The 22,921-nt window shown below is 62.7% G+C and carries 26 protein-coding genes and 1 pseudogene; 9 read left to right on the top strand and 18 right to left on the bottom strand.

Features of this window, described 5'->3' with window-relative positions; translation table 11 throughout:
• Positions 1-64 precede the first annotated feature (64 nt).
• From AC3CCE_RS17605 to AC3CCE_RS17595, 3 genes are read right to left on the bottom strand one after another with little or no spacing between them, the layout of a single operon-like run.
• Positions 65-670 (bottom strand): hypothetical protein, encoded by a 606-nt coding sequence (locus AC3CCE_RS17605; RefSeq protein ID WP_352624617.1) that lies wholly within the window; start codon positions 668-670, stop codon positions 65-67.
• 4 nt (positions 671-674) lie between these two features.
• Positions 675-1,196, bottom strand: coding sequence for a hypothetical protein (locus AC3CCE_RS17600; RefSeq protein ID WP_023739358.1), 522 nt, complete (start codon positions 1,194-1,196; stop codon positions 675-677).
• A 27-nt stretch (positions 1,197-1,223) separates the two neighbouring features.
• Entirely contained in the window at positions 1,224-2,195 is a 972-nt protein-coding gene (locus AC3CCE_RS17595) for a DUF3592 domain-containing protein (protein WP_352624615.1), read from the bottom strand.
• 163 nt (positions 2,196-2,358) lie between these two features.
• Between AC3CCE_RS17595 and AC3CCE_RS17590 the strand changes: the two genes are divergently transcribed.
• Positions 2,359-3,300, top strand: a complete 942-nt coding sequence (locus AC3CCE_RS17590; protein ID WP_352624703.1) for a phosphoribosylaminoimidazolesuccinocarboxamide synthase — start codon at positions 2,359-2,361, stop codon at positions 3,298-3,300.
• Positions 3,301-3,320: 20 nt separating this feature from the next.
• Here AC3CCE_RS17590 and AC3CCE_RS17585 read toward each other — a convergent pair whose 3' ends face one another.
• From AC3CCE_RS17585 to AC3CCE_RS17575, 3 genes are read right to left on the bottom strand one after another with little or no spacing between them, the layout of a single operon-like run.
• Positions 3,321-4,205 carry a DMT family transporter gene (locus AC3CCE_RS17585; RefSeq protein WP_023739360.1) on the bottom strand — a complete coding sequence of 295 codons (885 nt, stop codon included), beginning with the start codon at positions 4,203-4,205 and terminating at the stop codon, positions 3,321-3,323.
• Positions 4,202-4,810, bottom strand: a complete 609-nt coding sequence (locus AC3CCE_RS17580) for a class I SAM-dependent DNA methyltransferase (RefSeq protein WP_023694158.1) — start codon at positions 4,808-4,810, stop codon at positions 4,202-4,204. The genes AC3CCE_RS17585 and AC3CCE_RS17580 overlap by 4 nt, the downstream gene beginning before the upstream one ends.
• A gap of 28 nt (positions 4,811-4,838) precedes the next feature.
• Entirely contained in the window at positions 4,839-5,051 is a 213-nt protein-coding gene (locus tag AC3CCE_RS17575; RefSeq protein WP_023731195.1) for a hypothetical protein, read from the bottom strand.
• Positions 5,052-5,116: 65 nt separating this feature from the next.
• Here AC3CCE_RS17575 and AC3CCE_RS17570 point away from each other — a divergent pair, with 65 nt between their 5' ends.
• The gene (locus AC3CCE_RS17570; protein ID WP_352624612.1) at positions 5,117-6,076 is read left to right on the top strand and encodes a LysR family transcriptional regulator; all 960 of its coding nucleotides are present in this window, start codon (positions 5,117-5,119) and stop codon (positions 6,074-6,076) included.
• Here the strand turns inward: AC3CCE_RS17570 and AC3CCE_RS17565 are convergent.
• The 6 genes from AC3CCE_RS17565 to AC3CCE_RS17540 all read right to left on the bottom strand — a co-directional run bounded on the left by AC3CCE_RS17565 (position 6,066) and on the right by AC3CCE_RS17540 (position 10,286).
• Positions 6,066-6,572 (bottom strand): DUF2314 domain-containing protein, encoded by a 507-nt coding sequence (locus AC3CCE_RS17565; RefSeq protein WP_023700830.1) that lies wholly within the window; start codon positions 6,570-6,572, stop codon positions 6,066-6,068. The genes AC3CCE_RS17570 and AC3CCE_RS17565 overlap by 11 nt on opposite strands.
• Positions 6,573-6,724: 152 nt before the next feature.
• Entirely contained in the window at positions 6,725-7,789 is a 1,065-nt protein-coding gene (locus AC3CCE_RS17560) for a glycoside hydrolase family 25 protein (RefSeq protein ID WP_352624610.1), read from the bottom strand.
• 281 nt (positions 7,790-8,070) lie between these two features.
• Positions 8,071-8,262, bottom strand: a complete 192-nt coding sequence (locus tag AC3CCE_RS17555; protein WP_023669058.1) for a hypothetical protein — start codon at positions 8,260-8,262, stop codon at positions 8,071-8,073.
• Between the two features lie 116 nt (positions 8,263-8,378).
• Entirely contained in the window at positions 8,379-8,777 is a 399-nt protein-coding gene (locus tag AC3CCE_RS17550) for a GFA family protein (RefSeq protein ID WP_023684918.1), read from the bottom strand.
• 186 nt (positions 8,778-8,963) lie between these two features.
• On the bottom strand, positions 8,964-9,920 hold the full coding sequence (locus tag AC3CCE_RS17545) for an alpha/beta fold hydrolase (RefSeq protein WP_352511248.1): 957 nt from the start codon (positions 9,918-9,920) through the stop codon (positions 8,964-8,966).
• A gap of 117 nt (positions 9,921-10,037) precedes the next feature.
• On the bottom strand, positions 10,038-10,286 hold the full coding sequence (locus tag AC3CCE_RS17540) for a ParB N-terminal domain-containing protein (RefSeq protein WP_023694150.1): 249 nt from the start codon (positions 10,284-10,286) through the stop codon (positions 10,038-10,040).
• A 169-nt stretch (positions 10,287-10,455) separates the two neighbouring features.
• Here AC3CCE_RS17540 and AC3CCE_RS17535 point away from each other — a divergent pair, with 169 nt between their 5' ends.
• The 5 genes from AC3CCE_RS17535 (at position 10,456) to AC3CCE_RS17515 (ending at position 16,140) form a co-directional block, all read left to right on the top strand.
• The gene (locus AC3CCE_RS17535; RefSeq protein WP_352624608.1) at positions 10,456-12,087 is read left to right on the top strand and encodes a N,N-dimethylformamidase beta subunit family domain-containing protein; all 1,632 of its coding nucleotides are present in this window, start codon (positions 10,456-10,458) and stop codon (positions 12,085-12,087) included.
• A 1-nt stretch (position 12,088) separates the two neighbouring features.
• Positions 12,089-13,462, top strand: a complete 1,374-nt coding sequence (locus tag AC3CCE_RS17530; RefSeq protein WP_023743111.1) for an aminotransferase family protein — start codon at positions 12,089-12,091, stop codon at positions 13,460-13,462.
• A 10-nt stretch (positions 13,463-13,472) separates the two neighbouring features.
• Positions 13,473-14,402 carry a 3,5-dioxohexanoate:acetyl-CoA acetone transferase gene (gene kce, locus AC3CCE_RS17525; RefSeq protein WP_023743112.1) on the top strand — a complete coding sequence of 310 codons (930 nt, stop codon included), beginning with the start codon at positions 13,473-13,475 and terminating at the stop codon, positions 14,400-14,402.
• Between the two features lie 209 nt (positions 14,403-14,611).
• On the top strand, positions 14,612-15,115 hold the full coding sequence (locus AC3CCE_RS17520) for a GNAT family N-acetyltransferase (protein ID WP_352511251.1): 504 nt from the start codon (positions 14,612-14,614) through the stop codon (positions 15,113-15,115).
• Positions 15,112-16,140 (top strand): histone deacetylase family protein, encoded by a 1,029-nt coding sequence (locus AC3CCE_RS17515; protein WP_352511253.1) that lies wholly within the window; start codon positions 15,112-15,114, stop codon positions 16,138-16,140. Before AC3CCE_RS17520 ends, AC3CCE_RS17515 begins: the two co-directional genes overlap by 4 nt.
• A 4-nt stretch (positions 16,141-16,144) precedes the next feature.
• On the opposite strand, the gene AC3CCE_RS17510 is transcribed toward AC3CCE_RS17515, so the two are convergent.
• The 3 genes from AC3CCE_RS17510 to AC3CCE_RS17500 all read right to left on the bottom strand — a co-directional run bounded on the left by AC3CCE_RS17510 (position 16,145) and on the right by AC3CCE_RS17500 (position 19,185).
• Positions 16,145-17,407 (bottom strand): cysteine desulfurase-like protein, encoded by a 1,263-nt coding sequence (locus AC3CCE_RS17510; RefSeq protein ID WP_023690167.1) that lies wholly within the window; start codon positions 17,405-17,407, stop codon positions 16,145-16,147.
• Positions 17,408-17,459: 52 nt separating this feature from the next.
• Complete coding sequence (locus AC3CCE_RS17505) at positions 17,460-18,527, bottom strand: aldo/keto reductase (protein ID WP_352511255.1); 1,068 nt, start codon at positions 18,525-18,527, stop codon at positions 17,460-17,462.
• Positions 18,528-18,642: 115 nt separating this feature from the next.
• Positions 18,643-19,185 carry a hypothetical protein gene (locus AC3CCE_RS17500; protein WP_352511257.1) on the bottom strand — a complete coding sequence of 181 codons (543 nt, stop codon included), beginning with the start codon at positions 19,183-19,185 and terminating at the stop codon, positions 18,643-18,645.
• A gap of 324 nt (positions 19,186-19,509) precedes the next feature.
• Between AC3CCE_RS17500 and AC3CCE_RS17495 the strand changes: the two genes are divergently transcribed.
• Positions 19,510-19,674: a hypothetical protein gene (locus tag AC3CCE_RS17495; protein ID WP_023706483.1), complete on the top strand. Its 165-nt coding sequence runs from the start codon at positions 19,510-19,512 to the stop codon at positions 19,672-19,674.
• Positions 19,675-19,732: 58 nt separating this feature from the next.
• Here the strand turns inward: AC3CCE_RS17495 and AC3CCE_RS17490 are convergent, their stop codons facing one another.
• A complete protein-coding gene (locus tag AC3CCE_RS17490) occupies positions 19,733-20,239 on the bottom strand; it encodes a DUF1993 domain-containing protein (protein ID WP_023743118.1) in 507 nt (168 codons plus the stop codon).
• A 124-nt stretch (positions 20,240-20,363) separates the two neighbouring features.
• Between AC3CCE_RS17490 and AC3CCE_RS17485 the strand changes: the two genes are divergently transcribed.
• Positions 20,364-21,422: a DUF1176 domain-containing protein gene (locus tag AC3CCE_RS17485; protein ID WP_352624605.1), complete on the top strand. Its 1,059-nt coding sequence runs from the start codon at positions 20,364-20,366 to the stop codon at positions 21,420-21,422.
• 9 nt (positions 21,423-21,431) lie between these two features.
• Here AC3CCE_RS17485 and AC3CCE_RS17480 read toward each other — a convergent pair.
• Together AC3CCE_RS17480 and AC3CCE_RS17475 are read right to left on the bottom strand one after the other, a co-directional pair.
• Positions 21,432-21,731, bottom strand: a pseudogene (locus tag AC3CCE_RS17480) (epoxide hydrolase N-terminal domain-containing protein); the annotation flags it as partial.
• Between the two features lie 101 nt (positions 21,732-21,832).
• Positions 21,833-22,744, bottom strand: coding sequence for an alpha/beta hydrolase family protein (locus tag AC3CCE_RS17475; protein ID WP_488377170.1), 912 nt, complete (start codon positions 22,742-22,744; stop codon positions 21,833-21,835).
• Positions 22,745-22,921: the final 177 nt, after the last annotated feature.

The raw sequence follows: 22,921 nt of genomic DNA, 5'->3' as shown, positions 1-22,921 counted from the left end.
TCAACCATTAGCTCGCAGGTCAGGGCGCACGGCACGGTTACAGTCGGTTTCGCGCACATAGACCCTACGGCAACATCCGCAGCGTCTGATCGTCGAACAGCGGCTCGTCCTGCCCCGCCCGAACGAACAGCACCCTCCGCCCCTCACCCGCCGGCGCCTCGAAATACTGAATACCATCCGGCATTTCGCCCCAGTCGCCGCAGGGCGGTTCGGGAACTTCGTCATTGGCAAGCGCTTTCAGCTCTATGGGATAGGCGGCGTCGGGGCTGAATGTGTAGAGTTTGACGCCGGTGGGCACGGTGCCCTCGGTGTAGGGCGTCAGCACGCAGCGGGCGCTGCCTGATTTGTCGGTCTTTTCCAGCAACAGGCGCAACACCGCGGCCTCGGCGGTTTCGCCTGATTTGATGTCGAACACCTCGACCAGCGGATCGGGCGCGCCGCCATCGCTGTATTTGATGGCGAGCGCGTTGCCGACGAATTCGAAATGAATCTGGCGGAAGCCGAAATCGCAGCGCTGCACCCAGGCGGCCAGCCCGATCGTCTTGTCGGCCAGCTTTTCCCAGACGCATTTGTCGATCGGCGGGCGCGATGGCGCCGGCTCGTCCGCCCGCGCTGCGGCTGATATCGTCGCCGAGGCAAACAGCGTGCATATCCAGACAATCGGTCTCATGACGCTATTCATCGCTGCATCCTGTCAATGTGAAGGCGTCCCACGCCGAGCCGTCCGGATTGGCATTGGCGAAATCGGCAAATTCGGTGAAGCCCGCGCCGAAATCGGGCAGCAACAGCCCTTTGGGCGCCGGTGTCGCTTCGCGTGAATTCAGCTGCTCGGCTCCGCCTCCGGTCAAGGCATAGACCTGGCCCATCCATATCCGGCACATCCCGCTGCCGTCTTCCAGCCCCGCTTCGCGGTCGTCGTCGGTGCAGGCATGGCGGATGGTGCCGAGCGGAAACGAATTTTTGCCATTGGTCCAGGTGATGTCGGCCGGCAAGCGCGTGTCGGTGTTGGGGACGGTCACCGAAAACACTTCGGCCGTCAGTGCCGCCGGTTCATTGTCGAGCGGCCGGAATTGCAATACCGCGCCCGAACGCGGCTCGCGATAGGTGGCGTGGCTTAGCAGACACTCTCTTGCGCTCGCTGCCTGCACGGCGCCGAGCAGAGCCAGGCAAACGACGGCCAGCCTGCGAACGATCATTGGATGTCTCGTCATGAAAGTGGCACCTCAGATAAAACCGACCAGCCAAGCCGCGCCGCCCAAAAACGCGGCCGAACAGACCCACAGCAGCCAAAGCCCGCCCACCCTGCATTCGAGCACTGCCGAGGCGGGGTTGGCTGGGTCGTAATGCACGTCGACCTTGCCGCCCTCGGCATAGCTGCGCGCCTGGCCGCTGACGAGGCCGGGCATTGAAGCGGTGACCGTGGCGCCGAAGGTGACGCGGTCTGAGGTGTAGTGCTGGCCTGCGACGCCGTAGCTGTACACGATGCGGGATTTGAAGACGGTGCTCCAGCGTCGATGGCTGCTGTAGTTTCGCAGCGTCTGCAGGCCCGAGGAGTCAATGCGGCCGGGGGCGACCGGCCATTTTGCCGCCTGCTCGGCAAGCGACTTCTGGACGAAGGCCATGCGCAGGATCATCAGGCCCATGAACAGCAGCAGCGCTCCGGCGCCGAGGTTCTGCGGCTTGGGCAGGTGCGGCCGGATCGCCTCCAGCACGCCACCGAGCGAAAACACCAGCACCACCGTGCCGATCACCAGCCCGGCCGAGAGCTTGACCATGAACTTGAAGGCGCCGTCCGGCAGGGTGCGTTCGATCACGGCCTTGCCCGGATCGGCCGGATTGTAGAAGACGGTCACTTCAGCGCCGGTGGGAAACTGCGCCAGGGTTTCGGTGACTTCGAAATTCCCCAGATTCTCCTTCACGCTGTAGCGCGAGCTTTGATATTTCTTTTTACCGACCTTGTATTCGAAGGTGACCGCCGGAAAATTGCGCATCTCGGTGGTGTCGCTGCTGTCCGAGCCGACGCCCGACCTTCTGACTTCGCGCGCCTCGACGCGCGACGAGATGATCTTGCCCGGCGCCGGCAGCCAGTGGCTCATCGCCTGCACCTCGCGCCATTTGACGAAGGTGATGAACGACAGACCGCCCGCGATCGCGCAGGCAAATCCGACAATCAGAAATTTGAGCTCTACGTCCACCGCGTCCCCCAGGAGTGCCGGAAGCTGCGAATAGATAGCACGGCGAAGGCAATGTCTTGATTATTCGCAAAGGACGAACCGCCCTTCCTCGGGTATCGAAGCCCCCTCAACTTTGTTAAGAGTCGCCCAAACTGTTAGGAGCCATGAGACCAGGATGACAGCACTGCGCGTTCTCTCGGATGCCTTCATTCCGGAACTCCCGAACCACTACAAAGGCAAGGTCCGCGAGAATTACGATCTGCCGGATGGCCGCCGCATCATCATCGCCACCGACCGGCTGAGCGCCTTCGATGTGATCCTGACCGCAATACCGCTCAAGGGAGAGCTGCTGACGCAGACGGCGCGCTACTGGTTCGAGGAGACGGCGGACATCTGCCCCAACCATGTGCTCGATTATCCCGACCCCAATGTCGTCGTCGGCACCAGGCTCGACATTCTGCCGGTGGAAATCGTCGTTCGCGACTATCTCGCCGGCACCACCAGCACTTCGGTGCTGACGAAATACCAGAACGGCGAACGCGATATGTACGGCATCCGCCTACCGGACGGACTGCGCGACAATGAGAAGCTGCCGCAGGCCATCATCACGCCGACCAGCAAGGCGCTCGATGGCGGTCATGACGAGCCCTTGACGCGCGACGAGATCCTGACGCGCGGCCTGTTATCGGAAGAGCAATGGGACACAGTCTCGCGCTATGCGCTGGCGCTGTTTGCGCGCGGCAAAGCGTTGGCCGCCAAGCGCGGCCTGATCCTGGTCGACACCAAATACGAGTTCGGCACGGACAAGGATGGCGCCATCATCCTTGCCGATGAAATCCATACGCCCGACTCAAGCCGCTACTGGCTTGCGGCAAGCTATGAAGAGCGTTTCAAGGCGGGCGAGCGGCCGCAAAGTTTCGACAAGGACTTTATTCGCGCCTGGGTGACCGCGCGCTGCGATCCCTACAAGGATCGTATTCCGAAAATCCCCGCCGAGCTCATCGAGCAGACATCGCGGGTTTACACGCAGGCCTTTGAGACCATCACCGGCAAGACCTTCACCGCCGATATCTCGGGAAAGACGGTGCTGGACCGCATTCGCGAGAACCTGCGACCTTATTTCTGACGGCGGCTGGCGGCCGCCGGTCAACTTGCCGAGGTCGCGGACGCGGACGGTTCTGGCGGAGCGCGCCACGTGCCGAGATATGATCCGCACAGGATGAGCGCGAAGGCCGCGACAATGCCGATATCGAGCGGCTCCGAAAGGACGAGCACGCCGGCTGCCACGGAGACGGCGGGCGCCACATAGGTGATGACGACCGCCCGTTCGGGGCCGATCTCCCGCACCAGCAGGAAGTAGGTGGCGAAGGCAATCGCCGTGCAAAACACGCCAAGACCGAGGATTGCGCCAACCACCGTTGTCGACGGCATGGCCGCCGGCCAGGCCAACGCCGCCGGCACAGCGTAGATCAGCGCGGCCCCTGCCAGACAGACTGCCGTCAGCGAGGTTGCCGGCACATCGTTCAGCCAGCGCGACGCGATGATCGAACCCGAGGCATAGCAGGCCGCGGCCATGAGAATCTCGACGACCGCGAGAAATCCGCCACCCAAGGTCGGCAGCGCCAGCACGAAAACACCGGCAAAACCGAGGAAAAGGCCGGTCCAGCGGCGTATCCCCAGCCGCTCATCCGAGCCCATCAGCTTTGAGAGCGCGACGGTTACGGCCGGCGTCATGGCAATCAGCAGTCCGGCGGTGGAACTGTCGATGCTGACTTCGCCATGGGTGATCAGCCCCCATGGCAGGATCATCTCGACCAGACAGAATGCGGCGACCGCCCGCCAATGTGTCTTCAGCCATCCGAAACTGCGCTGGACAAGGACGAAGGGCAGCAGCGCCAGGGCGCCGACGGCTGTTCGGGCAAAGACCAGGAAGGGCACCGACACCTCGGCAACCGCCAGCTTGATCAACAAATAGGGAATGCCCCACAGGAGGCTGAGCAGCACGAACAAAAACAGTCCGCGGCGCGTCATGACGGCCTCACAGCCAGAAAGGTGGTCCACTCTTCGCGATCGCGGCCGACGTTGAATTCGTCTCCGACAAGAACCAGCCCGGCGTTTTCGAGGCGAGCCGCGAAGTCGTCCCTGCGCCAGTAGACCGTATGATATTCGCCGCTCTTCTCACCGTCGCCAATGCGCATCGAGACGAGGAAGGCGCCGCCCGGCCGCAGCGACCCGGCAATCTTGGCAAGCACCTGGTCGGCCTGCTCGCGCGGCACGTGGATCAGGACGCACAATGCGAGCACCGCGTCGTAGGGGCCGCCGAGATCGTCGGTGATGAGATCGAGAAACTCACCATGCTTGCCGCGTGCGGCCTGCAACTCGAGAAACCGCTTCGTTGCGTCTGTGCGCCGAACCTGGACACCGAGCCCTTCGACGAAGTCCGCATCGTATCCGGGTCCCGAACCGACTTCAAGAATCCGGCCACCTTTGCCGGCGATCTTCACCAGGCGCTTCAGCCATTTCTGTTCTCTTTGGTTCGGAACGTGCCGCACCAGAGCGTCGTAGCGTTCGGCATAGTCCTCATAGGCGTTGATCGTTTGTCGGCTCTTCGCCAGATCCTCGGATAACACAGTCATCTTTCCCTCCCCTGGTCAAAGAGCTTGCTTAGCCAATGGTGCCGGGAGGCACGCGTCCGTCAAGCATACCGATATCCCTGAGGAAATGATCCGACAGCGAGCGGCGGTCGAGCAGGCCGTGCTTGCGAGGTCTGAACGGCGCGGTGAAGAGGTCGAGCATCGGCCGGCGAAGCGTGTTGTAGAGAGCGATGGTGGTGGTCATTGCCGTATCCTCCAGGGTTTGATCCGATGAATGCAGCATGCCGTTTTCCGGGCTTGGTTTCCAATCGAACGTCGCGTAGTATGCATCAGCAGGATTGATGCGTCATGAGCTGGGAACTGCCACCATTAGGAGCCATCAGGGTCTTTGAAGCCGCGGCCCGGCTGGGCAGTTTCACCAAGGCAGCCGAAGAACTCGGCATGACCCAATCAGCTGCCAGCTATCAGATAAAGGTGCTGGAAGAACGTGCCGGAACGCCGCTTTTCATAAGAAAAACAAGGCAGATCGTGCTGACCGAGGCCGGACAGCAGCTGGCGCCGCACGCAACAGGCGCGTTCTCGACACTGGCCGACGCATGGGTCGCCACCAAGGGTGGAGCGACCGGCGTGCTGTCGGTGACGACCATGGAAACCTTCGCATCGAACTGGCTGGCCGTATGGCTTGGAACATTCCAGCTGATGCATCCCGACCTTGCCGTGAAGGTGAATACATCGCACGGGCTGGTCGATTTCACGCGCGGCGACATGGATGTCGGCATTCGCACCGGCAGTGGAAATTGGCCGGGCCTGACGGCTCACTATCTGTTCAAGGCGGACTATACGCCGATGCTCAGCCCGAGACTCGCCGAAAGCGTCGGCGGCATCCACCGCCCCGAGGATCTCTACCAAGTGCCGCTATGCTGTGCCGACGATCCCTGGTGGGAAATCTGGTTCAAGGCTGCCGGCGTGCCGTTCGAGCCCGATCGCGTCATCGCTGGCCCGAAGCTGGGTACGCAGGCCTATGATGCGATGGCGGCGCTGACCGACAAGGGCGCCGCGATCCTGACCAAAAACCTTTACAGCGCCCTGTTGGAAAAGGGCCAGTTGATACAGCCATTCGACGTGCTTGGCTCGGACGGCGACGGCTATTGGCTGGTGCATCTGGAGAGCCGCCGCAACGCGCCCAAAATCAAGGTGTTTCGCGACTGGGTGCTGGCGCAAACGGCAGAGATACGCGAACGCGAAAAGCGCGACAGCCCTCTAGGCACCGCGATAAAACTCGCCCGCGCCTCAACCCTCAGTCCTTGAAGGTCAACCCGTACTTTGCAACCTGCTCCTTCGGCATATCCGCAAGCGCCTGGCGCGTGGTGTAGCCGCCGTAGATCACCTTGCCGTTCTTGATCATCCAGTCCTCGACGTCGGCCTCGGTTACCGTCATCCTGTCGCCCATCTTGTACTTGTTGCCATTGACCGGCACGTCAGCAAGCAGGCCGATATAGGAGCCTTCGCTGTAGCCGACCAGCTGCAGCCAGATATGCTCGGTGGCGCCGTTCTGGGTCAGCGGGAATTTTACCGTGTAGGTGCCCGGCGTGCCGGCGTCCATCAGTTCGTGGAAGCGCTTGAGGGTCGAGCGGCCGCTGTCCTTGGCGGCCTGCATCGCCTTGTCCTCGGTGGAATAGGACACGACGTTCTGCTTCGACTCGGCCAGCGAAGCGCCACTTCCGCCCGGCATGTGGCCGAGCGAACTGAAAAACCCGTAGCCGACGGCGGCGGCAAGTGCGACAGCCACAACTGGATTGCGCATGGACCCCTCCGAAACCCGATCACGGGCACGTTACCGGAAGGCTGTTGCGATACCGCTAAAGGACAGAGTGAGCGGATCGTTAGCGAGACGCTGAAAATTCAATCCAAGGCGCAGCGGCAGGCAGCGCAGGCGCACCGGCACCTGCCTGACGTTCAGTCGGCGTCGGCGACGGTCGTCTGCCCGCCTGCCCATGCCCGCCAGGCGCGCTCGTCGCCATGGAAGACGTTGAGGTCGATGCGGCCGGTCACGCCGTGCGACAGGCCGGAGCCGGAATACTGCCAGAACAGCCATTTGCGGCCGGGATAGACTTTTGAGGGATGCCGCGCGACGGCGCGCAGCCAGAACGGATAATCGAGAAACGCACCCTTGAGATTGTCGCGATAGAAATCCGGCGCGGTGTAGATGATGGGCCGCTGGCCGTAATGGCGCTCCAGCTTGTCCATGAACACCATCATCTTTTCCAGCACGGTGGCCCGCGAAGGCCGCCGCTTGCAGGAGGATTCGCCGTTCCATTCGACATCGATCACCGGCGGCAGCGCGCCCTCGACCCTTGGCACATTGCGGATGAACCAGTCGGCCTGCTCGCCCGCGGTGCGGCACCAGTAGAAGAAATGATAGGCGCCGCGCTTCAGCCCGGCGGCGTCGGCATTGCGCCAGTTCTTCATGAACATCGGGTCGAGATGGTCGCCGCCATCGGTCGCCTTGATGTAGGCGAAGTTGGCGCCCTGGGCGCGCAGCTTGCCCCAGTTGACATTGCCCTGCCAGCGCGAGACGTCGACGCCGTGGACGGCAAGGTAGCGTGGCGAAGCCTTGCCGAAATTGATCGGCTTGGCGTCGCGAAAACCGTAGCGGGTGACCGGCGAGGCCAGCATGGCCGGCGCAGCGCGCGTCAACCGCTTCGGCGCAGACATCAGAGCGGCGGGCTCGAGCTGTGGTCTGGTGCTCCCCTGCGGCGTGCCCGCGACGATGGCCTCTTCTTCCTCGACCATGGAAAAGGGCGGCGCATTGTCGGCCACAGCGTTGTCGGCCACCATGTCGGACCGCATCGGCGCGAGGTCGGCGGTCTCCGCCGGAGCCGCTGTGACCGGCGCGCTCGGACGCACGACCGAACTGGTCGTCTCGTTCGACGGTTGCAAGCCATCGACGCTCGCTGTGGACGAGCAGCCGGCAAGGCAAATCGATGCCACGACAAAACTGACGACGCCTGAAATCCGCATCTGGACCTGTACGCAAAACACAACAGACCGATGGCAAACAGACGCCGCCGGACAAACCGGCCTCGATTACTAACGAGAAATTACCAACAAAGTTTGAATCAAGTTGTTAGGAATTGGCCCTCTTGTCTTCTCCCCCTGTGGGAGAAGGTGGATCGGCGCGTAGCGCCGAGACGGATGAGGGGTGTTCCAGCGGAGTGAGGCGTTGGCGTTCCCTGGAACACCCCTCATCCGACCGAGCTTCGCTCGGCCACCTTCTCCCACAAGGGGAGAAGGGGAAGCCCTTACCTTCCCAGCCATTGCTGCATGCAGCTTTTGGCCACCACATGCGCCGGTGGCACGGCGTCGGCGGCCGGGCGGCGGGCACGTTCGAGCAGCAGGCGAACCTGTTCGGGGCGCACGCGGTCACGCTCCATGACGAGGAGGACCATCGGGTCGCTCAAAAGCTCGTCCAGGGTGCTGATTCTGTCGCTCATCGGTCGTCTCCTCGATACCGGCCCGCAGACGATAGATAGGCAGGCAATCATGGCCCGCCAATGACGCTTTGCCGGCTATGTCGTGGTTTCGGGATTAATTTCCGGTAAGGCCGGCGTCAGTTCGGAGGCGGCGCGCCTTCATGGTGCGGCAGGCCGTCATCGAGTTGCAGCCAGGGCTGCTTCGAGGCGGTCCACATATGCATTTCCGGCTTGAACAGCGAGGGATCGTCGAGCGAGCCGGTGGTGATGCCGACGATGCCGGCGGAGTCGCGTCGGGAAAACAGCGTGGTGCCGCAAGCGGCGCAAAAGCCGCGCTTGAGGTCCGGAGAGGTGTTGACCGTCGCCACCTCTCCCTCGACCGTGACATCGTCGATGCGAAACAAAAGGCGGGCGTTGAACGCCGCGCCGATGACCTTCTGGCAGCGCCGGCAGTGGCAGACGCGCTGGTTGAGCGGCGCCGCCTCGGTGCCGTAGCGCACTGCCCCGCAATGGCATCCGCCCTGGTATTTCGTCATCATTCGAACCCATCACACTGAAGGTCTCTTGATGATATCGACAGGTACCTTTCGGTCAATTGAAAAGCCCTGATGGCGCCATCGATTGCGCTGATACGACCAATCGCTGCGCCAAGGCTCCGTAGCTTCGCAGGCACAAAAAAGCCGACCGCCTCTTCGAGACGGCCGGCATGCATTTCAGGCAAGCTATTTCGTTTCGCTGAGGACTTCGTCCCAGGTCTTCACCTTGGTTTCGCCATTGAGGAAGGGCAGTGCCGCGGCCGTCAGATCCGGTGCGAAGAAGACGTCGTAGTGGGTGCGATTGGGAATGATGGCCAGCCGGTTCTGCGACAGGTTCTCACGCATCCAGCCGGCATCCTTCAGCCCGCCGCCGAGCATCTGGTAGAACTTGATCTCGTGCTCGGGCTTGTACATGTCGCTGTCGCCATAGGCCAGCATGACTGGCATCTTCAGCTTCGCCACATCGGCGGAATAGTCGTAATCCTTGCGCATGAAATTGCCCAGCGCATCGAGCAGTTTGGGGAAATCGTCGGGACGTGGGGCGACGGCGACGTAGGATTTGTACATCGGCGTGTCCTTCATGAAATCGGCGGCGGCCGCGCTCACCTGCGCCTGCTGGCCGCGCATCTCGTCATAGAAGCCATTGGCGGCGAAGCCGGTCGAGACCAGGACCAGACGTCTCACCGTCTCGGGATGCTGAACGGCCATACGGAAGGCGACGCCGCCGCCCAGCGAATAGCCAAGCACGTCGACCTTGTCATAGCCGAGCGCCTTGACGATACCAGCCATGTCGTCGCCCATCCCCTCCAGGCTGAAGGGTCGCTCGCCGAGCGCGGTGCGGCCATGGCCCTGCAGGTCAACGGCAATGATGGTGCGGTTTTCCGCCAGCTTCGGCAGCAGCGGCGCGAACATGTCCGACGTGCCAAGGCCGCCATGCAGCAGAAGCAGCGGTTCGCCCTTGCCGTAGACGGCATAGTAGTAATTCAGGCCGTCGATCGGCAGCAGGCCGGACTTTTCCGGCTTCGGCATGGCTGTTGCTCCGGTGGTCATGGCGGGCTTGGTCTCCACTGCATTGGCTGGGCCGGGCGCTGCAAACAAGGCAGCGACCGAGGCAAGAATGGCGAAATAGATTGGTCTGGACATGTCGGTCTCCTCGGGTTCCGCCCCAAGGACGAGCGAGCACGCCGCATGCCGACATGCCCTGCGAAAAAATCCGCGGAAGAATGACCGGTTTGGCTGTTTTCGATCGGGTCGCGCGCCTCAGTGGCGCTTGGCCTGCACCAGATAGGCGTCGATCTCGGTCTCGCCGAGCCATTTGGCGGCTTCCAGCCGGTGCAGGCCCTCGACCAGGATGTGGCGCTTGCCGTCATTGCGAACCTGGATCGGCGTCTTCATGCCGTTTTCCAGTATGTCTTCGGCCAGGTGCCGGACCGTTTCGGGATGCAGCGTCTTCTTGCGCGCCGTCGGCACGTAGATGTCATCGACCTTGACCTTCTGCACTCTCAGCATGCCGGCTCCCGAGGCGGAACATACCGCCTCGCCTGAGATAGTCGGTTTGCCGGGTGCGGCCAAGAGCGGCCAAGCAATTGTGTCGTATGCAATTGCTGGCCCGATCGTTTCCATTTGACGCTTGGCCGGCAGATGGCCGAAATGGCGGCCTGTCACTTTTCCGGTGTTCATGACCCATCTGCCAACCGAATTTCCCGATTTCGGACTGACGCCCGAGCAGCGCCGCGAGGCAGTGCGCGGCCACTACTATGAATGGCCGGGAATGGACGGCGAGCGGGGCGAGATCTGGTGCTATTCTGATCGATTTTCCTACCGCGCCGGCGAGAGCGTGACGATGCATGTCAGCTCGACGGCGCCGCGCTTCAGCATTGTCATTGTCCGCGACGGCGGCAGCGAGACAAAGGTCTTCGAGCAAACGGGGCTTTCGGCGCGCTGGCAGGATACGCCCGACCAGTGCTCGGTCGAAGGCTGCGGCTGGGAGGCGTCTTTCGAATTTCGCATCGGCGACGATTGGCCATCCGGCGCCTATCGGCTGACGCTGACGGCGGACGGGCGCGAGCCTATCCATTGCCATCACCTCATCATCGTCGCGCCCCTGCCCGGCAGAAAACCCGGTCGCGTGCTGCAGGTGGCGGCGACGGGCACCTGGCTGTCCTACAACACCTGGGGCGGCTCCAACGCCTATCAGGGTATCACCGGACCTGGCCGCGACCAGTATGCGCGCATGGTGTCGACGCAGCGGCCGTGGTGCCGCGGCTTTGTCGTGCTGCCCAAGGACGCGCCGCGCGTGCCCCTGGAGGTCGCGGTGCCGCCGAAAACAGTGCCGCGCTATCCGCACATGGAATGGGCGTACGCCACCGGACATTCGAAGAAATACACCTCCTCCGGCTGGGCGAGCTATGACTGCCACTTCTTCCGCTTTGCCGAGCGCGCCGGCTACGGCGTCGATCTCGCCAGCCAGCACGATTTGCACTTCTCGCCCGAAATCCTCGATGGCTATGACTGCGTGGTCTTCGTCGGCCATGACGAGTACTGGACCTGGGAAATGCGGGACGCCGTCGACAGCTACGTCGAGCGCGGCGGCCATGCGGCGCGCTTTGCCGGCAATTTCATGTGGCAGACAAGGCTGGAGGACGAAGGCCGCCGGCAGGTCTGTTACAAATACCGCGCGCGGGCCGAAGACCCGGCCTATGGCGGCGACGTCACCCGCGCCACCAACTCCTGGGAAGCGCCGGAGATCGGCCGTCCCGGCGCTCTGACCTTCGGCCTCAACGCAACGAGGGGCGTCTATGCCGGCTGGGGCGGCTGCGCGCCGCGCGGCGTGCGCGGCTTTCCGGTCTATCGGCCCGAGCATTGGGCCTTTGCCGGCACCGGAATCTATTATGGCGACCTGCTTGGCGCCGACAGTCATGTCTATGGCTATGAGGTCGACGGGCTCGATTTCGAGATCCGCGGCGGCCTGCCCTATCCGACACCGGACAGCGGTGCGCCTGAGGGGCTGCAGGTGCTGGCCGTCGGCATGGCGAGCCAGGTCGAGGAAAGCGCCGATATCCCGATCGAGGACCAGTTTCTCACCGACGAGGATGGCCGCTTTACGGCCGAAACGCTGTTTGGTGAGGCGACCGACGCCAATCTGGAAAAGGTCAAACGCGGCAACGGCATGATCGTCAATTTCCCGCGCGGCAAGGGCGAGGTTTTCCACGCCGGAAGCTGCGAATGGGTCGCCGGCCTGCTCAGGCAGGACCCGATGGTCGAGCGCGTGACCAGGAATGTAATCGATCGCTACCTCGGAAAGTCCTGACATGCAGAAGCCCTCATCAACTGGTTCAGGAACGCGCGCGCCCTCGCACCTGTTCTACCTCTCCAGCCTGCGCCGGCCGCTGATCGACCGCGCCGAAGGCATTTATATGTGGACGCAGGACGGCCGCCGCTTCATCGACGGATCGAGCGGACCGATGGTCGCCAATATCGGCCATTCCAACCGCAACGTGCTCGACGCCATGAAGCGGCAGATGGACCGCGCCACCTTCGCCTACCGCCTGCATTTCGAAAACGAGCCGGCGGAAGAACTGGCGCGGGAGCTCGCCGGCAAACTGCCGGAGGGCATGGACCGAATCTTCTTCGTCTCCGGCGGTTCGGAGGCGACGGAATCCTGCATCAAGCTGGCGCGGCAATGGGCGGTCGCGACCGGCCAGCCGAAGCGCTGGAAGGTTATCACGCGTTTTCCCTCCTATCATGGCGGCACGCTGGGTTCGCTTTCGATAACCGGCGACGATGCGCTGGCCGAAACGTTCACACCGATGATGCGGGTGATGCCGACCGTGCCGGCGCCGACGGCATGGCGCGACCGCGACAATCTTTCGATGGAGCAGCGCGGCGTCCGCTATGCCGACATGCTGGAGGAGAAGATTCAGGCCGAGGGCCCGGACAGCGTGCTCGCCTTCATCATGGAGCCGATCGGCGGTGCGGCGACTTCGGCCCTCGTCGCACCGGACAGCTATTATCCGCGTATACGCGAGATCTGCGACCGCTACGGCATCCTGCTCATCCATGATGAAGTGATGAGCGGCGCCGGCCGCACCGGAAAATTCCTTGGCGGCGACCATTGGAACTGCAAGCCCGACATCGTCGCGCTGTCGAAGGGGCTTGGCTCCGGCTATGCGCCGCTCGGCGCGCTGGCCGCCCCGATGCGGCTGGTCGAGCCGCTGCTGGCGTCGGGCGGCTTCCAGCATGGCCACACCTATGCTGGCAATCCGCTCGCCTGCGCGGCCGGGCTCGCCGTGCTCGGCGAGATGGACCGCCTCGACCTGATCGCCAATGCCGCCGCGATGGGCGACGTGCTGATGGACGGGCTGAAAGGGCTGGCGAAGCGTTTTCCGTTCATCGCCGATGTCCGAGGCAAAGGCCTGCTCACCGGCGCCGAGATGGTTGCCGATCCCGACACGCTGCGGCCGATCGAGCAGGGCAAGAAAACCACGCAGCGCCTGCTCGACCTCGCCTACGAGCGCGGGCTGATCATCTACGGCCGCAGGGTCAAGGGCGGTGTCGACGGCGACAATTTCATGGTGGCGCCGCCGATGATCGTCACGGCTGAAGAGGTCGGCGAGATCATTTCCATCATCGGCGATTCGCTGGAAGTTCTGGCCGCCGAACTCGACCTGCCGGTCGAAGGCTGAGGGCTAAAGAATGGCGCCGAGGAAAGTCATCATCACCTGCGCGGTCACTGGCTCGGTGCACACCCCGTCCATGTCGCGCTATCTGCCGGTGACGCCGGACCAGATCGCGGCTGACGCCATCGCGGCGGCCGAGGCCGGCGCCTCAATCCTGCATCTCCACGCCCGCGATCCCAAAGACGGCCGGCCGACCGCCGATCCTGAGGTGTTCATGCAGTTCCTGCCGCGCATCAAGCAAGCGACCGATGCGGTGATCAACATCACCACCGGCGGTTCGTCGCTGATGACGCTCGACCAGCGGCTGGCGGCACCACTGCGGGCCGAGCCGGAAATGTGCTCGCTGAACATGGGCTCGATGAATTTCGCGCTGTTCCCGATGCTCGACAAGCCAAGGGAGTGGCAGCACGAGTGGGAACCAAAGCTGCTCGAAGCCACGCGCGACACCATCTTCAAGAACACCTTTGCCGATATGGAAGGCGTGCTCGAAAAGCTCGGCAAGGGCTGCGGCACGCGCTTTGAGTTCGAATGCTACGATGTCGGCCATCTCTATTCGCTGGCGCATTTTCGCGACCGCGGGCTGGTGTCGGGGCCGCTGTTCATCCAGTTCGTGCTCGGCATTCTCGGCGGCATCGGCGCCGATCCCGACAATCTCATCCATATGAAGCGCATCGCCGACAAGCTGTTCGGCGACAGCTACCAGTTCTCGGTGCTCGCCGCCGGCCGCCACCAGATGCCGCTGATCTCGATCGCGGCGGCGATGGGCGGCAATGTCCGCGTCGGGCTGGAGGACAGTCTCTACGATGGAAGGCAATTGGCGAAATCCAATGCCGATCAGGTGCGCAGGATACGCGCCATTCTCGATGGCCTGTCGCTGGAGGTCGCAACGCCGACCGAGGCGCGCGAGATGCTGGCGCTGAAGGGCGGTGATAGGGTGGCGTTTTGAGATGATTGATCTGCGATGATGGCCTTCTGGCACACCCCCCTCTGGCCTGCCGGCCATTTCCCCCTCAAGGGGGGAGATCGGATGTCACTGCGGCCTTCGCCAATCTCAATCGTTGCAAAATGGATGGCAGCGCCAAAGCTGCCAATCCCCCCCCTTGAGGGTGAGATGTCCGGCAGGACAGAGGGGGGTGCCTGGGCGCCTTGCCTATCGTGAGTACAGTCACCCTCCGCCCCGGCACCATCGACGACGTCGACACCATCCATGCCGCGCTGCTCAAGCTCGGCACCCATATCGGCGCGCATCAGGAGATCACGTCCACTGCCGACGATCTCCGCCGCTACGGCTTTGGCGACAAGCCCGCCTTCTCCACCCTGATCGCCGAGATCGGCGGCGATTTTGCGGGGCTCTGCCTGCATTTCCCGATCTTCTCGACATGGATGGGGCGGCCCGGCGTCTATATCCAGGACCTCTATGTCGAGGACCGGTTTCGCGGCCGCAAGATTGGCGAAAGTCTGCTGCGCCGCGTCGCCCGCGACTGCCGCAGGGATGGCGGCGTCTATCTCAGGCTGTCCGTCGACACCGATAATGACGGCGCCAAGGCTTTTTATGAAAAGCTGGGCATTGCCTGGGCGCACTACGAGCAGACGCAGAAGATCGTCGGTGAAGCCTTTTTCGCCTTTGCCGATGCAGCGCAGGATGGGGACGCGGAATGAAAGCCTTCTTTGCCGAGGAGCAGAAACGCCACGACCCGAAGGCATTCCTGTCCAGCGGCGCGCCGCAGCCCAATCCGGAACAGCCGGAGCGCGCCGAGCGATTGTTAGCCGGCGCAAGAGCTGCCGGATTGACCATCGAACGGCCCAGGGAACATGGCCTAGGCCCGGTGGCGGCGGTGCATACGCCGGAATATCTCGCCTTCCTCGAACACATTTTTGCGCGCTGGCAGCGCATCGAGGGCGCATCCGCGGAAGTCATCCCCAACATCCATCCACTGGCCCGCACAGGGTCCTATCCGGCCTCGGCGGTCGGCCAGGCCGGCTACCACATGGCCGACACCGCCTGCCCGATTTCGGCCGAAACCTGGCACAGCGCGCTGTGGAGCGCCTGGAGCGCGGTCGAGGCGGCTGAAACCGTCATGGCTGGCGCGCCCGCCGCCTATGCGCTCTGCCGGCCACCCGGGCACCATGCCTTTGCCGATGTCGCCGGCGGCTTCTGCTTCATCAACAATTCAGCGGTCGCGGCCCAGGTGTTGCGCAAGCAGGCAGCGCGGGTGGTGATCCTCGATGTCGACCTGCATCACGGCAATGGCACGCAAGGCATCTTTTATACGCGTTCCGACGTCCTGACGGTGTCGCTGCACGCCGATCCGGTGCGCTTCTATCCGTTCTTCTGGGGCCATGCCGATGAGCGCGGCGAAGGTCCGGGCCTCGGCTATAATTTCAACCTGCCATTGCCGCGCAAATCAGCCGACGCGGCGTTTCTGGAGGCCCTCGAAGTGGCGTTCCAGCGTATCCGCGCCTTTTCGCCGGACGCGCTGGTCGTGGCGCTCGGTCTCGATGCGTTCGAGGGCGATCCGTTCGGCGGGCTTTCGGTGACCACGCCCGGTTTCTCGCGGATCGGCGAGGCAATTGCCAAGCTCGGCCTGCCGACGGTTATCGTCCAGGAAGGCGGCTATCTTTGCGACGCGCTCGGCGACAATCTCACGGCGTTCCTCACCGGTTTCGGCGGCAAACAGCGATAGCTGACTAGCGCTGCTGCCTCAGCATGGCGATCACCCGGTGCACGCTTTCCAACGTCTCGTCGATCTCTGCCGCCGTGTTGTAGTGCGCAATACCGATGCGCACGACGCCCTGCTCGGCCGGAATGCCGAGATGGTGGACGATCTCCCAGGCGTAGTTGTGACCCGACCATAGAAAAATGTTCTCGGCATTCATCTGCCGCACGATCGTCTCTGGCACGATGCCGTCGACGGTGAAGGACACGGTCGGCACGCGCTCAATGACACGCTTCTGATCGGTGATGCCGCGGATGGTCAGGCCCTCAATGGCGGACAGCCCATCGATCAGCCTCAGCGCCAGCGGGTTTTCGTAGGCGATCGACACTTCGTATGCCTTTGCGATCTTTTGCCTTCGCGAACCGCCCTCGCCGGCCGCAGCACCGAGTTCGGCGAAGTAATCGACCGCTGCGGTAAGCCCGGCCATCAGTTCGATCTGCGGCGTGCCGAGTTCGAAGCGCTCCGGCAGGCCATTGGAAGAGCAACGGCATTTGTAGGGTTGCAGCGCATCGATGATGTCGCGGCGTCCCCACAATATGCCCATATGCGGGCCGAAGAATTTGTAGGCCGAGCAGATCAGGAAGTCGCAGCCGAGATCCTGCACGTCGACCAGCCCATGCGGCGCGAACTGCACGGCGTCGACATAGACCACCGCGCCGGCCTGTTTGGCGATGGCCGTCAGCGCTTTCACCCGATTGATCGAGCCGGTGAGGTTCGAGGCATAGTTCAGCGCAACGAGTTTTGTCCTGTCGGTAAGCAGAGCGCTGAGCGCCGCCTCCTCGACCTGCCAGCTGTTCTCGTCGAAAGGCAGGAAGCGCACCAGGAGGCCAAGATCTTCGGCCAGTTGCAGCCAGGGCGAGACATTGCCCTCATGATCCATGCGGGTGACGATGATCTCGTCGCCCGGCTTGAAGCCGCGGCCGAGCGTGCGCGACATGTGATAGGTCAGCGTCGTCATGTTGGCGCCGATGATTATTTCCTCCGCGCTCGCTGCACCCAGGAAATCGGCCATCGCCTCATGGGCGTCGTCGAACACCTTTTGCGCGGCAAGCGTGGTTTCGAAATAGCCGCCGAGATTGGCGTTGGTGGTGAGGAGGCAGCGCGCCACCGCGTCGGCAACCGCTTGCGGCACCTGCGTGCCGGCCGGATTGTCGAGATAGATGCGCCGGCGGCCCTTGTCGGTCAGGTCCAGCGCCGGAAATTTTCCCCTGACGGTCTCGATCGGAAAATCCATGGCTGTCCCCTTCCCCTTGTCTTTGCTCGGCAATCCCGGCCAAACGGTCTGCTTATGGGCACGGATTGCCGACGCGCTGGTGGATCGCATCCACGCCCTTCTGCATCTCGTCGGTCCAGGTCACGTCGGCTGACGACAGCGCCATCTCAAGCTGGGCAATCGTCGTCGCGCCGATGATGCTGGACGTGACGAAAGGCCGGCTGGCGACATAGGCGTTGGCAAACAGCGCCGGTTCAAGGCCGAAGGAACGCGCCAGTTCGTTGTATGCGAGTTGCGCCTCCGCCGCATTCGGCGTCTCGTAGCGCTGGCCGCGGTTGAACAGCTGCGAGCGCGAACCCTGCGGCCGTGCGCCATGGTCGTATTTGCCGGTGAGATAGCCCTGCGCCAGCGGCGAATAGGCGAGAAAGCCGACATCCTCGCGCCCGCAGACTTCGGCCAGGTTCACCTCGAACGTACGGTTGACCAGATTGTAGGCGTTCTGCAGCGAAACGATGCGCGGGCCGACGCCCTTGTCGGCCTCGGCGATGAAACGCATGACACCCCAGGAGCTTTCGTTCGACAGGCCGAGATGGCGGATCTTTCCCGCCTTCACCAGCTCCTCGAAGACTGCGAGTGTCTCGGCGATCGGCGTCTCGCCGGCCGGCGCGCCAACGGCATCGGCACGGCGCGGCACAGCACCCACGCGGGTCGGGTTGGCGCCCCAGGGGATGTCGCGCTCCGGCCAGTGGATCTGGTAGAGGTCGAGATAGTCGGTGCCGAGCTCGGCCAGCGATTTGTCGATGGCGTCAAAGATGTCGGCGCGCACCAATTTCGACGGACGGTCGCCACGAAACCAGCTGTTGGCGGTGCGGCCGACCACCTTCGAGGCCAGGATCACCTTGTCGCGGTTGCCCTTGGCCTTCATCCAGCTGCCGATGATCTTTTCCGTGCGCCCCTGCGTCTCGGCCTTGGGCGGGATCGGGTAGAGCTCGGCGGTGTCGATGAAATTCACGCCGCGCTCAAAAGCCAGATCCATCTGCGCATGGCCATCGGCCTCGGTGTTCTGCTCGCCCCAGGTCATCGACCCCAGGCAGATCTGGGTCACAAGAAGATCGGTCCGACCGAGACGGCGTTTATGCATCGAATTTTCTCCGGCGGGAATTGCGCGGCTACGCTGGAAGGAAGCCGCATCTATAGGGAAAGCGGCGCCGCTCTCCAACCCTTAGCGGACCGACTTTTGCGTGAACCCTGGAAAGTCAGCGCCGGACGCCAGCCAAAGCGCGCCGCTTGGCCTCGTCGATCAGCATGTTGGCCACCTGCATGCGGATCATTGCGCGCTGGCGCAGATGCGGCGCGACGCGGTCGGGGTGGTTGGCGAAGGCGAAGCTGCGGCGCATGCGGCCGAGATCGGCGTTCTTGACTGGATGATCGAGGCCGAGCTCGACGGCGATCGCGTCAGGGTCGATCGTCGGCAGCTTTTCCTCGGGCTTTGCCTCTTCGCCGGCCAGCGCCAGCTTGGCATGATCGAGAAGGGCTGCGAATTCGGCGGCGAGATCGGCTCCCGCCTCGCGGTATTCGGCTGCGAACGTTTCGCCCGAGACCTTGATGCGGCCGGAATGAAGCTCGTCGGCCACGGAGAGATAGTCGAACGGGATCGACGGCCGGGCGCTCGTCTCTTCCGCCGCCTCATCCTTGTCGGAGGCAACGAACAGATCGTCGAGCAAGGAAGCGAAATCCCGCTTGGCGCCGATGTCAGCCTCCCCCTCGTTTAAGCGTGCGAACAGAGCCGGTCGCAGCATAGAACCGGCTCGTTAAAAATGAATGCCGCTGATCTTAACCAGTTTAGGCGTTCGCCGGGCTTGCGCGACCGGTTGATGGTGCAGCTCAACAAAAAGCCGGACTGCATTTGCATGCAGTCCGGAAATTCGCCAGGAGTGGCGAGGAAAAGCCGGCCATGTGCCAGCGTCTATGCGTACGGTCGGCACCAGTCATAAGTTTCAGCGGGTGAGCCAATTGTGCCGAAAAAATTGCGCCCCCGGCATGGCTGCCATGCAAATGCTGCACCACAATCTTCATAATTTGCCTATACTCGAAGATGTGGAGGATCAACTAGGGGCCGAATCATGGGGTTCTTCACTGAAATGTTTGCCCGTCCGCGTCCGCAGGAGCATCTGCGTTATCGTTCCGCCCTGGCACTGCTGCACTCGATGAGCAATGCCGACCGCGCCGACATCGGCATCAAGCCGGCCGACTTCCCGCGCATAGCCCGCGAAATGTCCGTGCGCTGAACCAGCGCGAGACGAGGTTTCCCGGCAGCGACCGGGAAACCTCGGAATGCCGAATTCGTCAACGATTACCGAGATAGGCGCCCTTGGTCAGCGGCACGCCATTGTGGCGCAGGATGTCGTAGGCGGTGGTCACGTGGAAATAGAAGTTGGGCATGGCGACATGCAGCAGATACTGCATGCCGGGCATCGAGGCTTCGCGCTGGCCAAACTTCAGTTCGACCACCCTTTCATCCGAACCATCGAATTCGGCGGCCGAGAATGACGCCAGCAGATCGAGCGTCTTGGTCAGGCGCGCCTGAAGCTCGGCGAAGGTCGCTTCATTGTCTTCGTATTTCGGCACCTCGCGACGGGCCAGCCTTGATGGCGCGCCCTTGGCGTGGTCGGTGGCGACCTGCACCTGCCTGACCAGCGCGTACATGTCGGGCGCCAACCTCGCGGTCAAAAACACCTGCGGGTCGATCTTGCGCTCGATTGCATTCTGTTCGGCCGCCGACAGCACGCCGGACAGCGCCTTCAGCCTGGCCGAAAACACCGGCACCGAGGCTTCATACATCGATAGTGTCACGTTCAAATCTCCATTGCGGCTGAAGCGCCGACGGCGGGACGTAGCGCCTTCCCGGAGGATTTTTCAAGCGTCACCACGTCGCCGCAATCGATGTGATAGAATCCTGTCGTGGTGGAGATCCCCGATGAGACTTGTCTTTCTGGCAGCGACCGCTTTTTTCTCCCTTGCTGTATCCAGCCAAGCTTTGTTGGCCGATTATGACCCGGCGACCGATGACCAGGCACCTTATGTCGACGACAGGTCGGATGCCGCAGCGGTGGTCCGTTCGCTCTACAGTGCCATCAACCGGCACGAATTCGCCCGCGCCTGGGCTTACTACGGCGATACCAAGCCGGCAAAGGATTTCGACACTTTCGTCAAGGGCTATGACGGCACCGACAAGGTCGACGTGGAAACCGGCGCCATTTCCGATGAAGGTGCCGCCGGCAGCATCTGTTACAGTGTCCCGGTGGCCATCCGCGCCACCGACAAGGACGGCAAGGAAGCAGTCTTCGCCGGCTGCTACACGCTGCGCCAGGTCAGCGCTCAGATCCAGGCCCCGCCGTTCCGACCAATCTTTATCGACAAGGGCGCGCTGAAGCCATCCAAGGCCGATTTCGAGGGGGCGCTGCCGCCAAGCTGTGGTGACGGGCCGCCGCCGCCGAAGAAGGACACCGCACTCGAGCAGGTGAAGAAACTGTTCGCCGCCGATTATGGCGATCAGTGTGACAAGCAATTTCTCGGCGAGGAGCCGAACATCTTTTCGATCAAATACAAGGCAAAGGACGCGGCTGCCAGCGATCCCGACAAGGAAACGCGGCTTTTCGAGTTCTACTGCCAAGCGGCAGCCTATAACGCAAGTTCGGTCTACTACATGACCGACGAAGTATCGGGCGTGCGGCAGTTGCAGTTCACCGAGCCCGAAATGGATATCCGTTACGAGAACAATGACAGCGACGGCAAACTGCTGGGCATGGATATCATCGGCTTCCGCACAACCGGCTGGGCGGCCAATTCCGAATATGACGAAGACGCCAAGACGCTGACCACGTTCAACAAATGGCGCGGCATCGGCGACGCCTCGGACAAGGGGATATACCTGTTCCATAACGGCGATTTTTCCCTCGTCCAATATGATGTGGACGCGTCTTACGATGGCGAGGAGAACCCGCAGACAGTGGTCGACTACAACACCGCGCCGTGAGCCGGGCCAGCCATGCGTTATGATCAGCGGCAGCGGCGCCGGTCCGTTGCCTGGCTGGTGGACAAAGTGGACATCTAGGTTGTTCAGCCTCGTCAGATATTGCGGCAGCCGGTTCAGCCGCGCCTCTTGCACTCTCCAGTCGAAGCGGTCTCGCCAGTAATCCGCAAGGCGCTTGATAAACGGCAGCTCGGCCCCATCGCTCCAGCCCGCTTCGCTTAGCGGAATTGGCCATCGTGTTGCGCTAAGCCGGCGCTGGAGATCTTCAAGTTGTTCGTTCGGAATTTGGATCTTGAAGGGGTGGGCGTCCATCGCTGTGCTTCCGATCTGTTGGATCATATCAGCCTACACCTAAGAGGATATCGGCCGAACCATGATTGCCAAAACCAAGGGGCACCTCTGGGCGATATGCCTCAGGGCGCCTTCGACAGCATCCAGTTCAGCGTTTGGCGCCAGTCGACCATGCGGATCGGCGTGCCATGGGTGCCGGTCTCGAACCGGACGAACCGGGTCGGATAGGCTTTCGAGTTCGCAATGATGGAGCGGAAGAAGGCCTCCTGCTTCTCCACGGGAAAGACCGGGTCCTTGCTGCCCTGGCCGAAGAACACCGGCACATGGCGCCTGTAGGCCGGGCTCGACAGGAAACTGTCATCCCACAGCGAGCCGAGCAACAGCAGCCCGTTGATGCGCCGTCCCGTATCGCTGCGGCCGGCCAGCTTCCAGCACAGCGCGCCGCCCATCGAGCCACAGGCGACGAAGATTTTCGCGTCCGGCGAGGCCTCGGCATAATGGCCGATCAGCGCCGCGACCTGGGCCGCGCCCTTGTCGCCGAAATCGGTGAAATCGGGTGAGAGATAGAGGCCGCCATTGCCGGCCATCAGGTTCTTGATTCGGTTGAAGTTGCCGCCGAAGGTGAAGTCGTCGACGCCCTGCTTGCGGCTGCCGCCCTGCCCGTGCAGGTAAAGCACGATGATACCGGCGCCTTCGGTCTTGCCTACGGCGACATGCCTGACATCGCCGGCTTCGGTTTTCAGCATCAAATCCCGCTGCACCTTGCGCACGCCGGTGTCGGTATACTGCGCATGCACGCGCTTTTCCGGCACTTCGTCGCGGTCGTTGATGTCGCGCATCTCGCGATAGTCGATGACGGCGTAAGCGCCTTTGTCAGACGAAGAGAGCGTCGCCGGATAGGCGAAGAGGTCATCCTTGTAGGGTTTTAGTTCGAGGGCGTCAGCGTGGGTGGTGGAGAACAGGAACAGAAGTGAAACCAGAAGGGTATGGAGCGCGGCTACCCCCCTCTGGCCTGCCGGCCATCTCCCCCTCAAGGGGGGAGATTGGATGTCACGCCGGCTTCCGCCAATCTTCAAAGCTGTAGGATAGACGCCGCCATCGAGGCTGCTGATCTCCCCCCTTGAGGGGGAGATGGCCGGCAGGCCAGAGGGGGGTAGAAGCGCTGAGGCAAGTAAAGAGAGAGCCATGCTAAAGGCATGCGTTTTTCGGCT

This window comes from Mesorhizobium sp. P160187 (assembly GCF_057766425.1).
This window is presented reverse-complemented; position numbering and strand designations above follow the sequence as displayed.

Coding starts and splice junctions, on each gene's coding strand:
- AC3CCE_RS17605 (WP_352624617.1), bottom strand. CDS start 670: ATGAGACCGATTGTCTGGATATGCACGCTGTTTGCCTCGGCGACGATA.
- AC3CCE_RS17600 (WP_023739358.1), bottom strand. CDS start 1,196: ATGATCGTTCGCAGGCTGGCCGTCGTTTGCCTGGCTCTGCTCGGCGCC.
- AC3CCE_RS17585 (WP_023739360.1), bottom strand. CDS start 4,205: ATGACGCGCCGCGGACTGTTTTTGTTCGTGCTGCTCAGCCTCCTGTGG.
- AC3CCE_RS17580 (WP_023694158.1), bottom strand. CDS start 4,810: ATGACTGTGTTATCCGAGGATCTGGCGAAGAGCCGACAAACGATCAAC.
- AC3CCE_RS17575 (WP_023731195.1), bottom strand. CDS start 5,051: ATGCTGCATTCATCGGATCAAACCCTGGAGGATACGGCAATGACCACC.
- AC3CCE_RS17570 (WP_352624612.1), top strand. CDS start 5,117: ATGAGCTGGGAACTGCCACCATTAGGAGCCATCAGGGTCTTTGAAGCC.
- AC3CCE_RS17565 (WP_023700830.1), bottom strand. CDS start 6,572: ATGCGCAATCCAGTTGTGGCTGTCGCACTTGCCGCCGCCGTCGGCTAC.
- AC3CCE_RS17560 (WP_352624610.1), bottom strand. CDS start 7,789: ATGCGGATTTCAGGCGTCGTCAGTTTTGTCGTGGCATCGATTTGCCTT.
- AC3CCE_RS17555 (WP_023669058.1), bottom strand. CDS start 8,262: ATGAGCGACAGAATCAGCACCCTGGACGAGCTTTTGAGCGACCCGATG.
- AC3CCE_RS17550 (WP_023684918.1), bottom strand. CDS start 8,777: ATGACGAAATACCAGGGCGGATGCCATTGCGGGGCAGTGCGCTACGGC.
- AC3CCE_RS17545 (WP_352511248.1), bottom strand. CDS start 9,920: ATGTCCAGACCAATCTATTTCGCCATTCTTGCCTCGGTCGCTGCCTTG.
- AC3CCE_RS17540 (WP_023694150.1), bottom strand. CDS start 10,286: ATGCTGAGAGTGCAGAAGGTCAAGGTCGATGACATCTACGTGCCGACG.
- AC3CCE_RS17535 (WP_352624608.1), top strand. CDS start 10,456: ATGACCCATCTGCCAACCGAATTTCCCGATTTCGGACTGACGCCCGAG.
- AC3CCE_RS17530 (WP_023743111.1), top strand. CDS start 12,089: ATGCAGAAGCCCTCATCAACTGGTTCAGGAACGCGCGCGCCCTCGCAC.
- kce (WP_023743112.1), top strand. CDS start 13,473: ATGGCGCCGAGGAAAGTCATCATCACCTGCGCGGTCACTGGCTCGGTG.
- AC3CCE_RS17515 (WP_352511253.1), top strand. CDS start 15,112: ATGAAAGCCTTCTTTGCCGAGGAGCAGAAACGCCACGACCCGAAGGCA.
- AC3CCE_RS17510 (WP_023690167.1), bottom strand. CDS start 17,407: ATGGATTTTCCGATCGAGACCGTCAGGGGAAAATTTCCGGCGCTGGAC.
- AC3CCE_RS17505 (WP_352511255.1), bottom strand. CDS start 18,527: ATGCATAAACGCCGTCTCGGTCGGACCGATCTTCTTGTGACCCAGATC.
- AC3CCE_RS17500 (WP_352511257.1), bottom strand. CDS start 19,185: ATGCTGCGACCGGCTCTGTTCGCACGCTTAAACGAGGGGGAGGCTGAC.
- AC3CCE_RS17495 (WP_023706483.1), top strand. CDS start 19,510: ATGGGGTTCTTCACTGAAATGTTTGCCCGTCCGCGTCCGCAGGAGCAT.
- AC3CCE_RS17485 (WP_352624605.1), top strand. CDS start 20,364: ATGAGACTTGTCTTTCTGGCAGCGACCGCTTTTTTCTCCCTTGCTGTA.